15 protein-coding genes are annotated in these 16,320 nt (G+C 63.6%); 7 read left to right on the top strand and 8 right to left on the bottom strand.

Annotated features, from left to right (window positions below; all coding sequences use genetic code 11):
• Position 1 precedes the first annotated feature (1 nt).
• Together A7A08_RS00325 and A7A08_RS00320 are read right to left on the bottom strand one after the other, a co-directional pair.
• A complete protein-coding gene (locus A7A08_RS00325; RefSeq protein WP_069093587.1) occupies positions 2-1,291 on the bottom strand; it encodes a glycosyltransferase family 2 protein in 1,290 nt (429 codons plus the stop codon).
• On the bottom strand, positions 1,288-3,060 hold the full coding sequence (locus A7A08_RS00320) for a TackOD1 domain-containing metal-binding protein (protein WP_141693782.1): 1,773 nt from the start codon (positions 3,058-3,060) through the stop codon (positions 1,288-1,290). Before A7A08_RS00320 ends, A7A08_RS00325 begins: the two co-directional genes overlap by 4 nt.
• 247 nt (positions 3,061-3,307) lie before the next feature.
• Between A7A08_RS00320 and A7A08_RS00315 the strand changes: the two genes are divergently transcribed.
• On the top strand, positions 3,308-3,601 hold the full coding sequence (locus A7A08_RS00315; protein ID WP_141693781.1) for a hypothetical protein: 294 nt from the start codon (positions 3,308-3,310) through the stop codon (positions 3,599-3,601).
• Between the two features lie 66 nt (positions 3,602-3,667).
• Here the strand turns inward: A7A08_RS00315 and glsA are convergent, their stop codons facing one another.
• Entirely contained in the window at positions 3,668-5,551 is a 1,884-nt protein-coding gene (glsA, locus tag A7A08_RS00310; protein WP_083226331.1) for a glutaminase A, read from the bottom strand.
• A gap of 123 nt (positions 5,552-5,674) precedes the next feature.
• Positions 5,675-6,391 carry a metallophosphoesterase family protein gene (locus tag A7A08_RS00305; protein ID WP_208430552.1) on the bottom strand — a complete coding sequence of 239 codons (717 nt, stop codon included), beginning with the start codon at positions 6,389-6,391 and terminating at the stop codon, positions 5,675-5,677.
• A 148-nt stretch (positions 6,392-6,539) separates the two neighbouring features.
• Here A7A08_RS00305 and A7A08_RS00300 point away from each other — a divergent pair, with 148 nt between their 5' ends.
• On the top strand, positions 6,540-7,019 hold the full coding sequence (locus A7A08_RS00300; protein ID WP_083226330.1) for a hypothetical protein: 480 nt from the start codon (positions 6,540-6,542) through the stop codon (positions 7,017-7,019).
• Between the two features lie 48 nt (positions 7,020-7,067).
• Here A7A08_RS00300 and A7A08_RS00295 read toward each other — a convergent pair whose 3' ends face one another.
• From A7A08_RS00295 to A7A08_RS00285, 3 genes are read right to left on the bottom strand one after another with little or no spacing between them, the layout of a single operon-like run.
• Entirely contained in the window at positions 7,068-7,811 is a 744-nt protein-coding gene (locus tag A7A08_RS00295; RefSeq protein WP_069093584.1) for a TVP38/TMEM64 family protein, read from the bottom strand.
• Positions 7,808-8,539 carry a gamma-glutamyl-gamma-aminobutyrate hydrolase family protein gene (locus tag A7A08_RS00290; protein WP_069093583.1) on the bottom strand — a complete coding sequence of 244 codons (732 nt, stop codon included), beginning with the start codon at positions 8,537-8,539 and terminating at the stop codon, positions 7,808-7,810. Before A7A08_RS00290 ends, A7A08_RS00295 begins: the two co-directional genes overlap by 4 nt.
• A complete protein-coding gene (locus A7A08_RS00285; protein WP_169822881.1) occupies positions 8,536-9,444 on the bottom strand; it encodes an amidoligase family protein in 909 nt (302 codons plus the stop codon). Before A7A08_RS00285 ends, A7A08_RS00290 begins: the two co-directional genes overlap by 4 nt.
• A 215-nt stretch (positions 9,445-9,659) precedes the next feature.
• On the opposite strand from A7A08_RS00285, the gene A7A08_RS00280 reads away from it, so the two are divergent.
• The 4 genes from A7A08_RS00280 to pqqE all read left to right on the top strand — a co-directional run bounded on the left by A7A08_RS00280 (position 9,660) and on the right by pqqE (position 13,832).
• Positions 9,660-11,231, top strand: a complete 1,572-nt coding sequence (locus A7A08_RS00280) for a prolipoprotein diacylglyceryl transferase (protein ID WP_069093581.1) — start codon at positions 9,660-9,662, stop codon at positions 11,229-11,231.
• A 292-nt stretch (positions 11,232-11,523) separates the two neighbouring features.
• Complete coding sequence (gene pqqC, locus A7A08_RS00275) at positions 11,524-12,264, top strand: pyrroloquinoline-quinone synthase PqqC (protein ID WP_069093580.1); 741 nt, start codon at positions 11,524-11,526, stop codon at positions 12,262-12,264.
• Entirely contained in the window at positions 12,257-12,562 is a 306-nt protein-coding gene (gene pqqD, locus A7A08_RS00270) for a pyrroloquinoline quinone biosynthesis peptide chaperone PqqD (RefSeq protein WP_069093579.1), read from the top strand. The genes pqqC and pqqD overlap by 8 nt, the downstream gene beginning before the upstream one ends.
• Before the next feature lie 16 nt (positions 12,563-12,578).
• Entirely contained in the window at positions 12,579-13,832 is a 1,254-nt protein-coding gene (gene pqqE, locus A7A08_RS00265) for a pyrroloquinoline quinone biosynthesis protein PqqE (RefSeq protein WP_083226420.1), read from the top strand.
• Positions 13,833-13,961: 129 nt separating this feature from the next.
• Here pqqE and A7A08_RS00260 read toward each other — a convergent pair whose 3' ends face one another.
• Positions 13,962-14,639: a DUF975 family protein gene (locus A7A08_RS00260; protein WP_141693780.1), complete on the bottom strand. Its 678-nt coding sequence runs from the start codon at positions 14,637-14,639 to the stop codon at positions 13,962-13,964.
• 389 nt (positions 14,640-15,028) lie between these two features.
• Here A7A08_RS00260 and A7A08_RS00255 point away from each other — a divergent pair, with 389 nt between their 5' ends.
• Positions 15,029-16,312, top strand: coding sequence for an ABC transporter substrate-binding protein (locus A7A08_RS00255; RefSeq protein ID WP_069093577.1), 1,284 nt, complete (start codon positions 15,029-15,031; stop codon positions 16,310-16,312).
• The last annotated feature ends 8 nt before the right edge of the window (positions 16,313-16,320 follow it).

Genomic DNA, 16,320 nt, shown 5'->3' with positions numbered 1-16,320 from the left:
GTCACCACGGGCGCACCGCGCGCACTTTGGCCGGCACGTAGTTGTCGCGCCGGGAGCCGAACAGGAAGAGTTCCTCGAAATAGGCGTAGAGCCGCACGAAGCGCATGAAATAGCCGGTGTAGATCGAGTAGGCCGGCATATAGACGGCGTTCTGAGCGAAGACCGGCCGGCCGGTCACCAAATCGGCGAAGGCCAGCAGAATGAAGTCGCCCACCATCATGGCGAGCTGCATGGCGATCAGGATCGGGATGGCGACAGAGCCGTACTCGCCGAACAGCCAGATCAGATAGACCGGAAAGATCACCGCGGCGGCGACGCTGAAGATGAGGAAATCCCACTGGTGGAACGCTTCGAGCAGGCGGAAACCCGACCAGGACGGAAGCAGCAGCCGGCGATGCTTGCGATAGCGGATCCAGACCGAGTCCCGTTCCCAGCGCAGGCGCTGGCGGATCAGAGTCCAGGTCTTCACAGGCACGTCCGTGTAGCAGATGGCCTCGCCTGCGAAGACGACCCGCCAGCCGTTCTCCCGCAGGCGGATGGTGATGTCGAGATCCTCGCCGCCGCCCACATCGAATCCCGCGACGTCGTCGAGGGCATCGCGGCGGAAGGCGCTGAACGCGCCGGACATGCAGACCACCTGCTCCGTGGCGTTGCCCACCAGCTTCCCGATGGAGATGGTCAGCAGATACTCGATGGCCTGCATCTTGGAAGTGAGGCTCGCATCGCCGTTGCGCGGCACGATATCGCCCGAGACGCCACCGACCGTCGGATCCGCGAACGGTTCCACGATATTGGCGAGCGCGAAGCGGTCGTAGGAACAATCCGCATCGGCATTCACGATGATATCGCCCCGGCTCGCAGCAATCGCGAGATTCATGGCGGCGGACTTGCCGCCGCGGATGTCCGTCGAGAGCGCCCGGGTCAGAAGGCCTTCCCGCACCAGCCGGGCGGATATCTCCGCCATCTCGTCTCGGGAGCCATCGCTCACCACGATGATCTCCAGGGCAGGCAAAGACTGTTCGTGGAGCGAGCGCACGCAACGCTCGATCACGTCCGCCTCGTTATGGCCCGCCACGATCACGGTGACGTTGCGCCGGTCGAAGGAGGCGACGCGAGACGCAGCGCGGCGCGGTGACGGCAGCAGCCAAACCGCCAGAGGAGCGACGCTCACTGAGATGAAGGCGATGCCGTATCGCGGCAGCTCGAACAGCAGGAAATACCAGAACACCGCGAAGACGCTCTGACCGCTTTGCCCGGTAATGATGGAAAGGCCGAATTCGATATCGCTCATGACGCGGCGACGATCTCCTGTCGCGGCACCAGCCGGTATTCGGGACGCAGGGATTCGACCAGCGTCTCCTCGGAATGAGCGAACGCTCTGGTCAGAAAGGCTTCTAGGCTCGCAGCATCGTCATCGGCGAGCACGAGATAATCGCGCCGCTCGCCGGGCACGACCCGGCCGTAATCGGCGAGCAGATTGCCGACATTCTCCAGGAACAGCCGCCGCAGCTTGGCGAACAAGGGGTAGCCGCTCCGGGCCACGATGCCGTCCTCGGCGCCGTAGAGAACCTCCACCACCTGGAACATTTCCTGGCCGACATTCGGGTCCAGTCCGAGGCTGTGCAGGCTGCTCAGAAGCTCCTCCGGCAGCGCAATCGCCCTATCGCCGGCCGGCTCGCCAAGGGCCTTGTCATGAGCCTTGTCATGCACTCTGCCATTGGCGATCTGCGGCGCCTCGCGGCGCATGGGCCGGGCATCCCCCGTCAGCCGCTCGCGCGCCTTGGCCGTGAGCGAATAGGCATAGACGTCCTGCCGGGCGATCGCTTCCGCATCGCTATGGGTGTCGCAATCCATGCACACAAAACCGACCGCGGGCTCCGAATTCCAGGCGCCGCAGGATCCGCAGACGAACACTTTCCCGGGCCTGTCGTAATCGTGACCGTAATGGCGGAGCGCGCTCTTGCATTTGGGGCAGATGAGCTGGGCGCCGGAGCGGAACGCTTCTTCCGGCGCCTGATGGGCGCAGCGGAAATGATGGATCAGCTCGCTCTCCTCGATATCGGCGGAACGGCAGGCCGGGCATTCCTCGCGCACCGAGAGGCGCTTCGATTGGCAGGCGCCGCAGACATAGAACCGGTCGGCGAACCGGCGCGACAGCAGCCCCTGGGTGACGAGATCCTCCGCCGCTGCAACCGCGTTCTGGGGAAAGCAGCCGGGATAGCTGACGCAGGAGGGATGGGACGGATCGTGGGAAGGCGCGAAATCCCGCTCCGAGACATAGAGATAAGCGAGGAGCTGATCCTTGAGATTTTCGGCGGTCTCGTAGCGCGTCTCCAGGCGGCTCCGGTTGCGCACGAATCTCGCCACCGTGTCGGCCGTGTCGCTCCAATCCTCTGGCGACGCCGCATTCAACGCCGCGTCGGAGACCAGCCGTGCCCGGCCCGTGAGATCGACTACCGGCAACACGTGGTTGCCGTCCTTCAAGCGAAGTTGCTCCAGCTCTCCTGCCCCAGTCTCCTTGGTGAGAACGATGCAATCCGCGTCCCCCGCTTGGGCGGGTTCGAAGAACAGGCTGAGCGCCATGGCCTGTTCGCGGGTCGGCTGCGGCACGGTGATCGCCCGGGGCGCGGTCTTAAATCCCCGCTGCTGCCACAAGCTGCGGGCCAGGGCCGCCAGGCGCCCGCGATCGGTCTCTCCCACGACCCGCTCGACATACCGCGCGATTTGGGTGGGCGAGACCGGCTTCTCGAGGACGTCGTAAAAGGCATCCTCGGCGCCGTCCTGCGCTTTGAGCTCGTCGACGCTGCCCGTGAGCGCCACCAGCCGGGGCACATGGGTCTCCGCCGTCAGGGACTGCAGCAGCCGGGCGGAGGTCAGCCCATCGATATCCGGCATCTGATAGTCGATCAGCGCCAGGTCGTAGTTGTTCTGCTTGATGAGATCGATCGCCGAAAGGCAGCTTTCGGCCTGATCGACGGCGAATCCTTTCGCGCTCAGCGCAGCGCTGACCACGTCCGTCATCAACGGATCGTCATCGATCACCAAAATCCGGCTGGACACGCAAGCACTCCAAAACTTCCCTGTCTTTTTTGGAAAGTTAGAATGACAACCTTGCGATTCCGCTAAACCGTCGCGTGTAATTGAAAGCGAAAAGGCCCTTAAAAGACGCTTCTAACCCGCGATTTCACCCTTAACGGTTGCAAACGCTCGTTGCCCAGCAGGCCCGTTCGGACCGCGTCAGCGCGCCTCGGAACTCCCGGATCAGCGATTTCGTTTAAGCCCACCGAACCGATAGAAAGGTGAAGTCATGACCCGATTGTCCAAGCTGACCTCGATATCCGCCGTGGCCACCCTGCTGCTGGCGAGCGCCGCGGCGCTGCCCGTGGCGTCGACCGCCTCGGCCGCCGACGTAGAAATCGGACCTGGCGGCGTCGACGTCGATGCGGGAGACCGTCACGATCACGATCGCTACGATCACTACGACGAAGCCGAAGAGCACCATCATCACTACGACCACGACCGCAGCGATTACCATCACGACCGGGATCGCGACGACGGCGTGAACATTCGTGTGCCCGGCGCCAACATCAATGTCGACTAGCGTCGTCCGACCTGAATCGATCTTTCAAAAAAGCACGCCAACGGGCTGAGCAAGCGCGGAGATCGGCTATTCGAGAGCCCGGATCTCCGCGTTGGCGTGGCGGAGCCGCTCGGAGAAATCCCGGGTCAGATTGCCCAGGATCGTGATCATGATGTTCGGGTGGTCTTCCGCCAGCTCGTGTAGCGCTTCGACCGCCAGCCCGTAGCAGACCACGCGCTCGTCGGCCACGATAGTGGCGGAACGCGTACCCCCGTCCAGCAGCGCCATCTCTCCGAAAGTCAGGCCGGGTCCGATAGACGCAACGCGGCGCATCCGCTGTCGCCCGTGGGCGGACACGCCGATCTGCACGCTGGCCGTTCCACGCGCCACCACGAAGAACAATCGCGCCGCATCACCCTCCCGGATAATCACCTCTCCACGCTCGAAGATCAGCGGCCGAAGCAGCCCCTCGATCATCCGGCATTCGCTAGGATCCAGCCCTTTGAAAATCTCCAGCTCGGAAAGGGCGAACTTCGCCTCCGACCGGCTGGGGGCGAGCGTGTCGAGAAGCTGGTCTTCGCACCACTCCAGGGCGGCGTCCGCATCCTCGAACAGGAGCAACTCGTCACCCGCCATCGCCTCGCGAAGCTGCACAAGCAAGGGCTTCAGGGGGCCGTCTTCCGCAATCTCGCAGAACATCAGCTTCGGTCCGCCATCCGCCATGTATGAAGCGGCCCGCGCGATCAGCCGGCAGGCGGAATCGTCGGCCAGATGCACGCGCCGGAAATCGACGATCATATAGTCGGCACCGGGGGACAGCTCCGTGAGGCGCCGGAGGAGAATCTCCGTCGAGCCGAAGAACAATCCGCCCTGCACTTCGACCGCCACGATCCTGTCGCCGCCATCGGAAAGCACTTTGCGCTGTTCGGGCGCCCGAAGGCGATTGGAGCGGACCTTGTCGCCGCGATAGTCGCGCCGCACCACATTCCGGACGTTGGTGCGATTATGGAAGGCGTGCAGCTCGAACTCCGACGAGATCGCCTGGCAGACCTTAACCCCTCTCACGCTGTTGCCGTGGCCGTCGATGGCCGGCGCATAGACACTGACACCGACCTGCCCCGGTATGACCGCGAGGATGCCGCCGGAGACACCGCTTTTCGCCGGCATGCCGACCTCGTAGGACCACTGGCCGGCGTAGTTGTACATGCCGCAACTGTTCATGACCGTGAGCACATCGCGCACATATTCGGGCGCTATGATCTGGTCGCCGGTCAGCGGATTCGTACCGTCATTGGCCAGGGTTGCCGCCATGATCGAGAGGTCGCGGCACGTCACATTGATCGAGCACTGGCGGAAATAGAGATCGAGCACATCTTCGGGGTCGCGCTCGATCATTCCCGTATTCAGCATCATGTAGGCGATGGCGCGGTTGCGGTGGCCGGTCGCCTTCTCGGACTGGAAGACCGCCTCGTTGATATCGAGCGGCCGACCCGCGAACCGCGAGAAGAGCTCGCCCATATTGGCGATCCGCTCGTCCTGGGTGTCGCCGCCCATGAGCTCCGCAACGGCGATCGCGCCGGCATTCACCATCGGGTTGAAGGGACGGTTCTCGGATTCGTCGAGCACGATCGAGTTGAACGCCTCCCCTGTCGGCTCCACCCCCACATGCCGCAACACGGCCTCCCGGCCGAAGCGCTGCAGAGCGTAGCCATACATGAAGGGCTTGGAGACCGATTGGATGGTGAAGGTCTGAAAGGCGTCGCCGACGGAATAAGTTTCGCCGTCGACGGTCGACAACGCGATCCCGAAGGCGCGCGGGTCGGCCTTGCTCAGCTCCGGAATGTAATCGGCGACCGAGCCGCCCTCGACATCCGCGAACCGGGCCAGCAACTCGCTCAGATAGTCGTGGATGGGCGCAATCGCTGCCCCATCGCCCGCCTGGCTGCCAACGGGAATGAATGCTGGATCCACTCGCTTGCCCTGCCTTCGCTACGGGCCTCCCCGCCGACAGATTGCCAATCTTCCCAGTTTTGTCGAGACATTTGGCAAGACCGAATCTCGTGGCAAGACCGAATCTCGTGGCGGGACCGGACTCTATCGGCGGCTTTCGAGAAATGTCCTTTCGTTACCGGAGAGAACCACGGCGCTCAGCCTACCCCAGATGAACCCGCCCGTATCGATGCCGATCCGATTGGGCAGGTCGGCGACCGCCCTAACGGGCGTATGGCCGTGCACCACGACTTTTCCGAAATCCTCGTCCGTGCCGAGAAACGGCTCACGGATCCAAAGCAGATCGAAGCGGTCTTGCCGGTCGAGCGGAACCCCGGGGCGCACGCCCGCGTGGCAGAAGAAATAGTCGCCGCGGGCCGCAAACAGCTGGAGATCCCTATAGAAATCCAGATGGGCCGCTGGCATGGCCTTGAGAAGACGATCCCGCGCCGCCTCCGGATGACGCGGCAGATCCTCGGGCGCGATCCCGTAAGAGCGCAGCGTCTCTTCCCCGCCATTCATGGCCCATTGCAGCCCTTCGGCGGGCTTTTCCAGAAACTTGAGCAGCATCTCCTCGTGATTGCCCATGAGGAAGCTGGCCGGCGCAGGGAGGCTGGAGGAGATCACCCGGTCGATCACCGCCTTGGAGTCCGGCCCCCGATCGATCAGATCGCCAAGAAAGATCAGCTCCGCGCGCTGATTGGGATGCGCCGCGATGTCTTCTGCGATCGTCTCAAGGAGCGGGTCGAGGAGATCCAGGCAGCCATGCACGTCTCCGATGGCGTAGATTCGATTGTCTTCGGGCAGCTTCATATCCGACATGAAATCTATGCAGCTATTTTATTGAATGCCAACGCCCCCTAGGCATCCGACCCATCTCCTTATAGAGAAACGGATGGAAACCGCGCCCCACAACCGGCCGGGCAAGGCCTGAAGGCTGGCGAGAGGAAACGTGAAAGAGGAGACTCCGATGAAGTTCGTGCCTGCTGCACTTCTTACCGTCTTGATTGCTCTGGGCGGCATCTTCGCCCACCCCGCCGGTGTTTATGCTCAGGAGAGCGACCCTGCGGCTCCCGCTGGAGAGCCCGCCGCCGACGAAGCCGGCAAGCTGAGCATGGAGCTGAACAAGCTCGAGACGCAAGGCAATGCGTGCCGGACCTACCTCGTCTTCAAGAACGAGACGGGCAGCAGTTTCAAGACCTTGAAGCTCGACCTGGTGGTCTTCGGGGCCGATGGCATCGTCTCGAAACGCCTCGCCGTCGAGGCCGCGCCGCTCGCCGCAGATAAGACCAGCCTCAAGGTCTTCGATATCGGCGACGTGACTTGTGACAAGGTTGGTCAGCTTCTGCTCAACGATGTGACCGCCTGCGCCGACGAGAACGGCGAGATCGACGAATGCATCGCCAAGCTGGATCTCAAATCCCGCGGCGACGTCGAGTTCACCAAGTAATCTGACCGCCGAAGCGTTCTTCGAGCGGATTTTCCCAGGACACGGGGCTCAGGCGCCCGGCTCCGCCGGCGCGCCGTCCCCCTTCCGCCGCCTGTATGCCGCGACCGCCTTCCACACGAAAGGCAGCGCGACGACGCAGGCGAGCGCGCCGATCGCGATGGCGATCTGGCTGGAATCCATTTCCATCAGCCCGTCGCCAAAAAAGGCCAGCAGCAGCGTATAGGGGAGCAGCCCCCCGAAGCTTCCGGCCAGAAAGCGCCATAGCTTGAGCGGCGTCACGCCGGCGACATAGCTCACCCCGTCGAGATTGAGGCCGGGCAGCAGGCGGCAATAGAGCACGGCGAGCATAAGCCGGTTCTGGCTCGCGTCGGGCGCGAGCAGCCATGACCCCACCTTGGTGCCCTGCAGCGCGGCGATCCAGCCCCGCTCCTCAACGAAGTCGCGGCCCAGGGCACGTCCGATCAGGAAGCCGATGGCAGCGCCGAGCTCCGCGCCGATCAGCACGTAGACTGTGCCCAGCACCGCGCCATAGGCCGCGCCCGCGGCGATCACCACCACCGAGCTCGGCACCACGGCAAGGATGGCGGCCAGGCATCGCAGGCCGATGATGGCGATCGGGCCCCAGATCCCGATGCTGTCGAGCAGCGCCTTGATCTGATCTTCGGTCGGGAGCGTGATCTCCGTGCGCAGCAGATAGGCGCCGGCCGCAAGCAGGAGAAAGACGCCGGCAGCGATCCAGAGCTTGTAGCGGGAGAACGGCGTGGCCTGGGACTCACCCTCGGCGCCGCTCATGCCCCCTTCCCTTCGGACAGTTCGACGCTGGCCCGGCCCGAGGCGAACACGACCTCTCCAAGCGCGAAAGCCTTCGCGCTCTCCACCAGCGCGCGGAATAACCGCTGCTGGGCCTTGGCGTAGAACAACAGCTCTGGATGCCACTGCACCCCGACCAGGAACCGGTTCGTCTCGCCTTCGACGGCCTGAACGATCCCGACCTGATCGCGGCCGACCACCTTCAGCCCGTCACCGAGCTTGTCGATCGATTGGTGATGCAGGGCGTTCACCTTGCAGGGCGAGCATTTCAGGATCGCGTCCAATCGGCTTCCTTCCAGAACCAGCACCTGCTTCTTCGGCAGCACCGTGCGCATCTTCGGCGCTTCCTCGTACACCTCGTGTATATCGGTATGGAGCGTGCCCCCCAGCGCGATGTTGATGGCCTGCGCGCCCCGGCAGATGCCCAGGATCGGTTTATCGGTCGGCAGGATCTCCTTCAGGAGGTCGAACTCCAGCTGATCCCGGACCGGGTCTATACGAACATCCGGCAGCATGTCGCCGCCATAGAACTCCGCACCGATATCGTCGCCGCCGCCGATGATGAAGCCATCGAGATCCTCCGTCGGCGTGCCGCGGCCCGCCACCAGCCGCACAGCCTTCGCGCCGGCGCGCCACAGCGCCAGGCGGTGCATGAGGAAGCTACGCCAGCCGCCCCTCGCCGAGCTTGTCACGCCAATTCTCGGTTTCATGCTCCGATTATCCCAGCAATCTTGTCAGACCACGCCTCCTCGCTGCCCTCATGGGCGAGATAGGCCCGCCCGGCCTCCTTCAGCCGTTCCGGATCGCCGGCCAGTCGCTCCACCGTCACCCAGCGATTCCACTCCCCCGCGAAGCTCCAGCCCGGATCGCCCAGCTTCGCATCCGGCAGGCGGTAATGGAATGTCGGGCGGCCGTTGATCTTTTCGTTCGGCAATCTGGCTCGCACCCGCCCCTCATCGAGATGGGCGAACAGCGGCAGCATATCGAGATCGCGATTGCGGGTCGGATTGTGCGCCAAATAGTCGTCGATCACGCGCGCCAGCTCGGGCTCGTAGGAAGGGTCGGCGAGTAGCCGCACATAATCGCAACCATAGGGTTCTGCGAACCGTAGGAGCCTGCGCGTCGGATCGGGATCGATGCTCCGCCAGAGCCACGGGCTGAGAAGCGCGAAGGCCTTCAGGATCGGCAGGATGCCCCCAGCGGTCAGCGACGGCGCCTCGGGATTGAGGTGCAAACCGAAGGCGAAGAAGACGCTCGTCTCCGTGCCGCTCGCTCCGCTCTCCGCCATACGCCGCAAGAGCTTGCTGATCTTCCCTAGCCTGTCCATGGGCACGGGCGGCGTGACGATCTCATAGGGGACCACGAGCTCCGCAGCGGCCCCGAACAGATTTGCGAGGCGCGCGCCAACCTCGTCCAGAAACTTGTGGGACTTGCCCTTGTAGTGGGCATAGCTCGTATCGAGCATGACCTCGAAGTCGCCCAGGGACGTGCCGGTCACCTTGTAGGCGAAGGGATCGGTCTGGCGGTATTCGCCCCCAAGCTCCTCGGACAGGAAGACGGCCGTCGTCAAACCGTCGAGTCCCCCGAACTCGATCTCCACTCCCACACAGCGCATTTCGCCCGCTTCATTCCGAGGATGGGGCGGGATTTCGAAGTTCTCTTGCCTTGTCATACAGGAATAAAATGCCGGAAATATTGGCTGTTGCCTCACCTTACAAACAACGGCTTGCGTGGAGAGTTCCTATCGGCGGAGGGACGCCACGGGGACGAGGACCGGCCGTTCCGCCTGTGATAAAGATGAGAATCAAACGAAGCGCGATGAGGGACGGAATGCGGATTGTCGTTGTGGCGCTCGCCGGTCTTGCGATTGGCGGCCTGGGGCTTGTTGCGCCGGCGGGGACTCAAACGGGGCCCTCGAGCTGGATTTCTGACGCGGCCTGGGCCCAGGCGGATCCGGATGTCGAGGCGCCGGATACGGAGGAACCCGACGCCGAGGAGCCCGACGAGCCGGTTGTCCCCCCGCTTCCCGTGAAGAAGGACGAGCAGGCGGCCCGCGAAGCTCTCAAGCGGCGCTTCACCGAGTCAGGCTGGATCATCTTCAAGGCGCCGGAGCAGCTCTTCTCGGTCGCCCTGCCCGGCCAGCCCAAGGTCACCGCAAAGCCGGTCGCCGGCCATACGCCGTTGATCCAGCACGACTATCAGGTCGATCCCGGCGACGGCACGGCCTATCACACGATCGTCTTCGAGTATCCCGAAGGCCGCGCACCCGAAGCCGATGTCGACTATTACCGTCGGGTCGTCGAAGCCTACGCGAAAGGCAGCGGCTCGACCGTTTCCAAGCAGGGCCCGGCCAGGATCGACCGTCAGCACGGCTATGAAGCGACCACGATCGACAAGACCAACAGCCTCATCCACCTGATCGATCTGCTGCCCTCGGGCGACAGGATCTACATGCTCGTGACGGCGGGCCCGCCCGGCCACGCCAAGACCGAGGAGGCTCTTCGCTTCCGCCAGTCCTTCCACCTCATCGACCCCAATGCGACGACGGAAGAAGTCGTCGAGGAGACCCTCGAGCAGGAGGCGCCGGAGGCTGAAGGCCCTGTCACAGAAGAGACCGCGCCGGACAAGCCCCTCGCCACCGAAGAAGATCTGATGGGCGAGGAGTCGGTTGAGGAGGCCGTCGAAGAGGACGCCGAGGACGTAACACCGGAAGACGATAAGAACACCGGCGGGACCGCTGCGGACGAGGTTCAGACGGAGGAGACCGGGAAGGCTCAGGACGAGGCGCCCGAAAGCGAACCGGCCGCCGAAGCCGAGTCCGGCCAGACCGAGCCTGACGACACCGCTCCCGGCGAAAGTGCCACGGAAGAGCCGGAGCGCGACGCACCCTTGTATGGCAGCGAGACGCCGGAGCCGGACGCAGCACCGAAGGCTGAAGAGCCGGCGACAGAGCCGGAACCCGCCCCGGCGGAACAGGACGTTGCGCCGGCGGAGGAGCCCGCTCCAGAGGAGAATGCGACCGAGCCCGAAGCGCCGGCAGCGCCCGAGGACGAGGCACCCGAGAGCGCCGAGACACCGGACGAGAAGGCTCCGGTCCCGCCCCTTCCCGACGAGAATGCGGAGACAGTGCCCGAGCCGGATACGGACTCCGTCGAGGAGATGGCGCCGAAGGATGAGCAGGCGCCCGAGACTGAGGAAGCTCCGTCCGAGAAGCCTGCCGAGGAGAAGCCTGCCAAGCCGGATACCGCTAAGCCCGGCACCGAGGAAGCCGCTCCTGACGAGGGAGAATCGGAGGATGACGCCCCGCAGGAAGAGGCGCCGGAGACCGACGAGACGCCCGAGGCGCCGGCTCCGTCACCTTACGACGGAGAGGTCGATCCGGACGAGCAGCTCTCGATCTAGGCGCTGCTCCCGGCGCCACAGGCTAACGTGCTGTAATAGAGAGATGCCGTAACAGGTTGCTTCGCAACAAAAGTTCGGCGCCGACCACCTCGCTTGAATGCGTGGCGCCTGGGGTAGCCTTTGCCAACGGCCCCGGAATTGTTGGAATTTCTTCATCTTCGCGTTTTCTCGTGTTCATGACGCATTGGCGGGGATTCGTTATGATCCCTTGCAATAATAAACTTGCAGGACATGCGGGTCCGGGGACGTTGCCCGCGCCCGAACCTCGCAAGACAAGAACCGAGGTAACGCCGTGACGAAGATATTGAGCCCAGAGGAACTGGAGGCGGAGCTTCGCGCCATTGGGGCGGAGCGCTATCACGACAAGCACCCGTTCCATAAGCTGCTGCATGGCGGCAAGCTGAACAAGGGTCAGGTCCAGGCCTGGGCATTGAATCGCTATTGCTACCAGTCGGCCGTCCCGCGCAAGGACGCTGCCCTGATGAGCCGCTGCTACGACCGCGAGCTCCGCCAGGAATGGGCCCACCGCATCACCGATCACGACGGCGCGCCGGGCGAGGAAGGCGGCATCGAGCGCTGGCTCGCATTGACCACCGGCCTTGGCCTCGACGAGGACTACGTGAAGTCCATGAAGGGCGCCCTGCCCGCCACCCGTTTTGCCGTGGAGGCTTACGTCAATTTCGTTCGCGAAAAGTCCATGGTCGAGGCGGTCGCGTCGTCGCTCACGGAGCTCTTCGCTCCGAAGATCCACGAAGAGCGCATCTCCGGCATGCTGGAGCATTACGACTTCATCGACGATAGCGTGATGCAGTATTTCCGCCGCCGCCTGACCCAGGCGCCCCGCGACGCGGGCTTTGCCCTCGAATACGTGAAGCAGCATGCCCGCACACCGGAGGCCCAGGCCGGCGTCCTTGATGCGCTGCGCTTCAAGACCAATGTTCTGTGGGTGCAGCTGGATGCGCTTTATCTCGCATATTACGACCCGGGCATGATCCCCCCGGGCGCATTCGTACCGGCGGAGCAAGATGGCTGAAACGAACCGGCCTGGCCGCCTGATCGTCGAATCGGGCACCAAGCCATACCTGCCTCCTTATCTGAAGCTCCGCCACGATAAGGGGCGCGACCGATGGATCTTGCTGGCGCCGGAACGGATTTTGACGCCGGACAAGATCGCCGTCGAAGTGCTGCAGCTTTGCGACGGCGCAAGCAGCGTGGAGGATATATCGAAGACTTTGGCCGATCAGTATTCAGCACCTGTCGAGGTCATCCGGAAGGATGTGATCGAGCTGCTGCAGGATCTGGCGGACAAGGGCTTCCTCAAATCCTTCTGACGCTTTGGTGAGCGATATGACGACTGAGCTTAAGGACCATGTCGGCGAAGAGAACGCCCATCTGGAGTCCGTCACCGTCGACGACGAGCCGACCAGCGGCGTGACCGGCGGGAACGACCCGCTGGACGGGCTGTGCGCCCGCGCGCCGATCGGCCTCCTGGCCGAGCTGACTCATCGCTGTCCCCTGCAATGCGGCTATTGCTCCAACCCGATCGAGCTGGAGAGGGTCAACAAGGAGCTGACCACCGAACAATGGGTCTCGGTGATGGAGCAGGCCGGCGAGATGGGCATCCTGCAGGTCCACCTGTCCGGCGGCGAGCCCACCGCGCGGAAGGACCTCGAGGAGATCGTCGCCGCGGCTTCACGCTCCGGTCTCTACAGCAACCTCATCACCGCCGCCGTCACCTTGAAGCGCGAGCGTCTGGAGAAGCTGAAGGAACTCGGCCTCGACCACGTGCAGATCTCGTTCCAGGACGTGGATGCGGAGAATGCCGAGCGCATCGGCGGCTATCCCGGCGCTACGGCAAAGAAGCTGGAAGCGGCCAACTGGGTCACCGATATGGGTCTGCCGCTGACCATCAACGCGCCGATCCACCGGCAGAACATCCACAATGTCGGCCGCTATATCGATATGGCCGTCGAGCTCGGCGCCCAGCGCCTGGAGATCGCCCACGTGCAGTATTACGGCTGGGCGTATCTCAACCGCGCGATGCTCATGCCGACCTATGAGCAGACCATGCAGACGGTCGACGTCGTGGAAGCCGCGCGCGAACGCCTCAAGGGCATCCTGACCATCGACATGGTGGTGCCCGACTATTACGCGAAGCGCCCCAAACCCTGTATGGGCGGCTGGGCCAAGGGCTTCATGAATGTGACGCCGGCCGGCAAGGCCCTGCCCTGCCATGCGGCGGAGAGCATTCCTCAGCTTACCTTCGACAACGTCGCCGACCGGCCGTTGCTCGATATCTGGCTCCACGGCGAAGCGTTCAACGCCTTCCGCGGCACAGATTGGATGAAGGAGCCGTGCCGCTCCTGCGCTTTCAAGGAAATCGATTGGGGCGGCTGCCGCTGCCAGGCTATGGCGATCACCGGCGACCCCACCAATACCGACCCGGCCTGTGCCCTCTCCCCCTATCATGGCGAGATGGCCGCCATGGCCCGCGAAGAATCGCGCCGGCCCCTGAAGCCGTATGTCTACCGCAATCCGAAGAATGCGGCCGAGGCCCTGAAGCCGAAGCAGGAAGAGCCGGAGCTCACCCCGGCCGAGTAGCGAAAATCTAACGCCAGACCGAACAGCCGAAAGCCGGGCTCACTATGAGCCCGGCTTTTCTGTGCTTGTCGTGCGTCGGGAAGCGGCCAGTCGCCGATCGACGGCCCGCCTCCGCCCGTCGATGCCCCGCTACAGCGTGGCATCCGCCGGCGCGCGGATCATACCCGCCCCGCCGCTCAGCGTGCGGTAGGCATAAACGATCGCCATCGTCGTGACGGGAATGGTCACGAACAGGCCGACGAACAATGCGAGCGCGCCCAAGATATTGATGCCGGCGATGGCCAAGATGAGCCCGAAAAGGGTCCAGCGATGGCCCTTGGTGATCTCCATGCTCGCCTTCAGCGCTTCGATCGGTCCCATGAGACGATCGATCACGAGGAAAGGCGCGAAGAAGAAGACCACGAGCGCGATGAGGCCCGGAACGATCAGCAGAATAAGGCCGAGGCCGATCATCAGGCCGAACAGCACCGTAACCGCCAGATATTGCAGATAGGATTGCGGGTGCCAAAGATCGCCGTAGGACGCCCTCGGAAGGTCGTCGTAGGACTTCAGGAAGAAGGCCACGGCACCCATGTTCACGAGGGTCGAGAGTAGGAAGTTGACCAGGTTGCCGATCACGGTGCCCTGGCTTGGGTCTTCCGGATTGACCACCGTATCGCCTACCAGCACGGAATCGATCGCTTCCGTGAGCAAGCCGATGACGACGCTGGCGATAAACAGAATGATGCACGCGCCGATAAAGAACCACGGGCGGGACTTGAAGATCTCCCAGCCCTGCTTGATCGCGTCTCCAACAGAAAAGGTCATGAAATAGCCCCCCTTCACGGCATTTCACCCAGAATCAACTTTAGCGCTATTGCTGCATATTCGCACCCCAGAGCAACGGCAATATTACCGGCGCTTCAGGCCGGGGTAGCGCGCGAATTCAGGACCGGAGCATCCGGCTCCTCGGAAGCTCGAACGCGCTGACCATTATGCCGTCGGAGTCACCCCGAGGGTCCAGAGCGATCCGACCGCGATCGCGCGCCGTCCACAGCAGAAAGCGCTTGGCCCGGAGATCAGGGAAGTCGACACCCCTGAAGGGCCTCCCGGCCCCTGCGACAAATTGCCATTAATTCCCGAAGGTGATACCAAATCTTCCTGATCCTCCGCCTCAACCAAGGGCGGAAGCCCCCGGTTTTGAAGGAAGTTGTCCCATGACTTCGACCCGCACCGCGCACTCGCTCCCGCTCGCCCTGCTGGCCGGTGCGGTCCTGTTTCTAGGCGCTGCGCTGCTGGCCTTCCCCGTTCCGGCCGCCGAGTCTTTCAACCCGGCAGCGGGCAAGAAGGTGAACGAGATCGAGATCGGATATCTCAAGAAGGAGACGCGCCCGAACGCCCTGTCCGCCTCGCGCCTCGAGAAGGAGCCGGAGGATATCGGTGTTGCCGGTGCGGAAACGGCGTTGCGGGAGAATAATTCCGCCGGCCAGTTTCTCGGCGACCACTACTCGGTCACCGAAACTGTCGTCGGCCCCGATGACGACGTGGTGGCCGGCCTGAACGAGCTTGTCGGCAAGGGCGTCCGCTACGTCATCGTGGACGCGCCGGCCGATGATCTGCTCGCCCTTTCCGATGCGGCCAAGGGTAAGGACGTTCTCCTCTTCAATGTGCGTGCCCCGGAGATCGCGCTCCGCCAGGACAACTGCCGCACGAACGTTCTTCACGTCGCCCCCGACCGCGCCATGCTCGCCGATGCCCTGGCCCAATATCTGATCGGCCATGAGTGGAAGGATTGGCTGCTGGTGACCGGCCCCACGCCGGAAGACAAGGCTTATGCCTCAGCCATCGAGCGTGCCGCGGACCGGTTCGGCGGTAATATCGTCGATCGCCGGAGCTACAAGGATCTGCCTGGGCGGGATCGAGACGAGATCGGCACCATCCCCGGCCCGAGCCAAGGCGCCGGCGACGATGTCGCCCGCTACGACGTGATCGTCGTCGCCGATGAGGCTCAGTCCTGGGCGCCTTACGCACCATATCGCGGCAATGCCCTTCGCCCCGTGGTCGGAACCTCGGGCCTGATGGCCGAAAGCTGGCATGGCGCACACTCCAAATGGGGCGCGCGCCAGCTCAACAGCCATTTTGAGGAAGAGCATAACCGCTTGATGCGCCCGATCGATTATCACGCCTACATCGCAGCCCGCACCGTCGGCGAGGGTGCCACCCGGAACCGCAATGCGGATTTCCAGACGATCCATGACTTTATCCTGTCCGACAAATTCCAGCTGAACGGCTTCAAGGGCATCCGGCACACCTACCGTCCCTGGGACGGCCAGTTCCGCCAGCCCATCCTTCTGGTCACAGACAAGGTGGTGGTCTCGGTCTCGCCCCAGCCCGGCTTCCCCCATCCGAGCGCACCGGACGTGCTGGTCGACACCCTGGGGATCGATCAGGACGAAAGCCACTGCAACATCGCCGACCAGGCCGAAACGGCCAAGCCTTAGGGGCTTCG

This window comes from Methyloligella halotolerans (genome assembly GCF_001708935.1).
GTDB classification, from domain to species: domain Bacteria; phylum Pseudomonadota; class Alphaproteobacteria; order Rhizobiales; family Methyloligellaceae; genus Methyloligella; species Methyloligella halotolerans.
Note: the sequence above shows the minus strand (reverse complement) of the source record. Positions and strands in the feature narration are given on the sequence as shown.

Coding starts and splice junctions, on each gene's coding strand:
- A7A08_RS00325 (WP_069093587.1), bottom strand. CDS start 1,291: ATGAGCGATATCGAATTCGGCCTTTCCATCATTACCGGGCAAAGCGGT.
- A7A08_RS00315 (WP_141693781.1), top strand. CDS start 3,308: ATGACCCGATTGTCCAAGCTGACCTCGATATCCGCCGTGGCCACCCTG.
- A7A08_RS00305 (WP_208430552.1), bottom strand. CDS start 6,391: ATGTCGGATATGAAGCTGCCCGAAGACAATCGAATCTACGCCATCGGA.
- A7A08_RS00300 (WP_083226330.1), top strand. CDS start 6,540: ATGAAGTTCGTGCCTGCTGCACTTCTTACCGTCTTGATTGCTCTGGGC.
- A7A08_RS00295 (WP_069093584.1), bottom strand. CDS start 7,811: ATGAGCGGCGCCGAGGGTGAGTCCCAGGCCACGCCGTTCTCCCGCTAC.
- A7A08_RS00290 (WP_069093583.1), bottom strand. CDS start 8,539: ATGAAACCGAGAATTGGCGTGACAAGCTCGGCGAGGGGCGGCTGGCGT.
- A7A08_RS00285 (WP_169822881.1), bottom strand. CDS start 9,444: ATGCGCTGTGTGGGAGTGGAGATCGAGTTCGGGGGACTCGACGGTTTG.
- A7A08_RS00280 (WP_069093581.1), top strand. CDS start 9,660: ATGCGGATTGTCGTTGTGGCGCTCGCCGGTCTTGCGATTGGCGGCCTG.
- pqqD (WP_069093579.1), top strand. CDS start 12,257: ATGGCTGAAACGAACCGGCCTGGCCGCCTGATCGTCGAATCGGGCACC.
- pqqE (WP_083226420.1), top strand. CDS start 12,579: ATGACGACTGAGCTTAAGGACCATGTCGGCGAAGAGAACGCCCATCTG.
- A7A08_RS00260 (WP_141693780.1), bottom strand. CDS start 14,639: ATGACCTTTTCTGTTGGAGACGCGATCAAGCAGGGCTGGGAGATCTTC.
- A7A08_RS00255 (WP_069093577.1), top strand. CDS start 15,029: ATGACTTCGACCCGCACCGCGCACTCGCTCCCGCTCGCCCTGCTGGCC.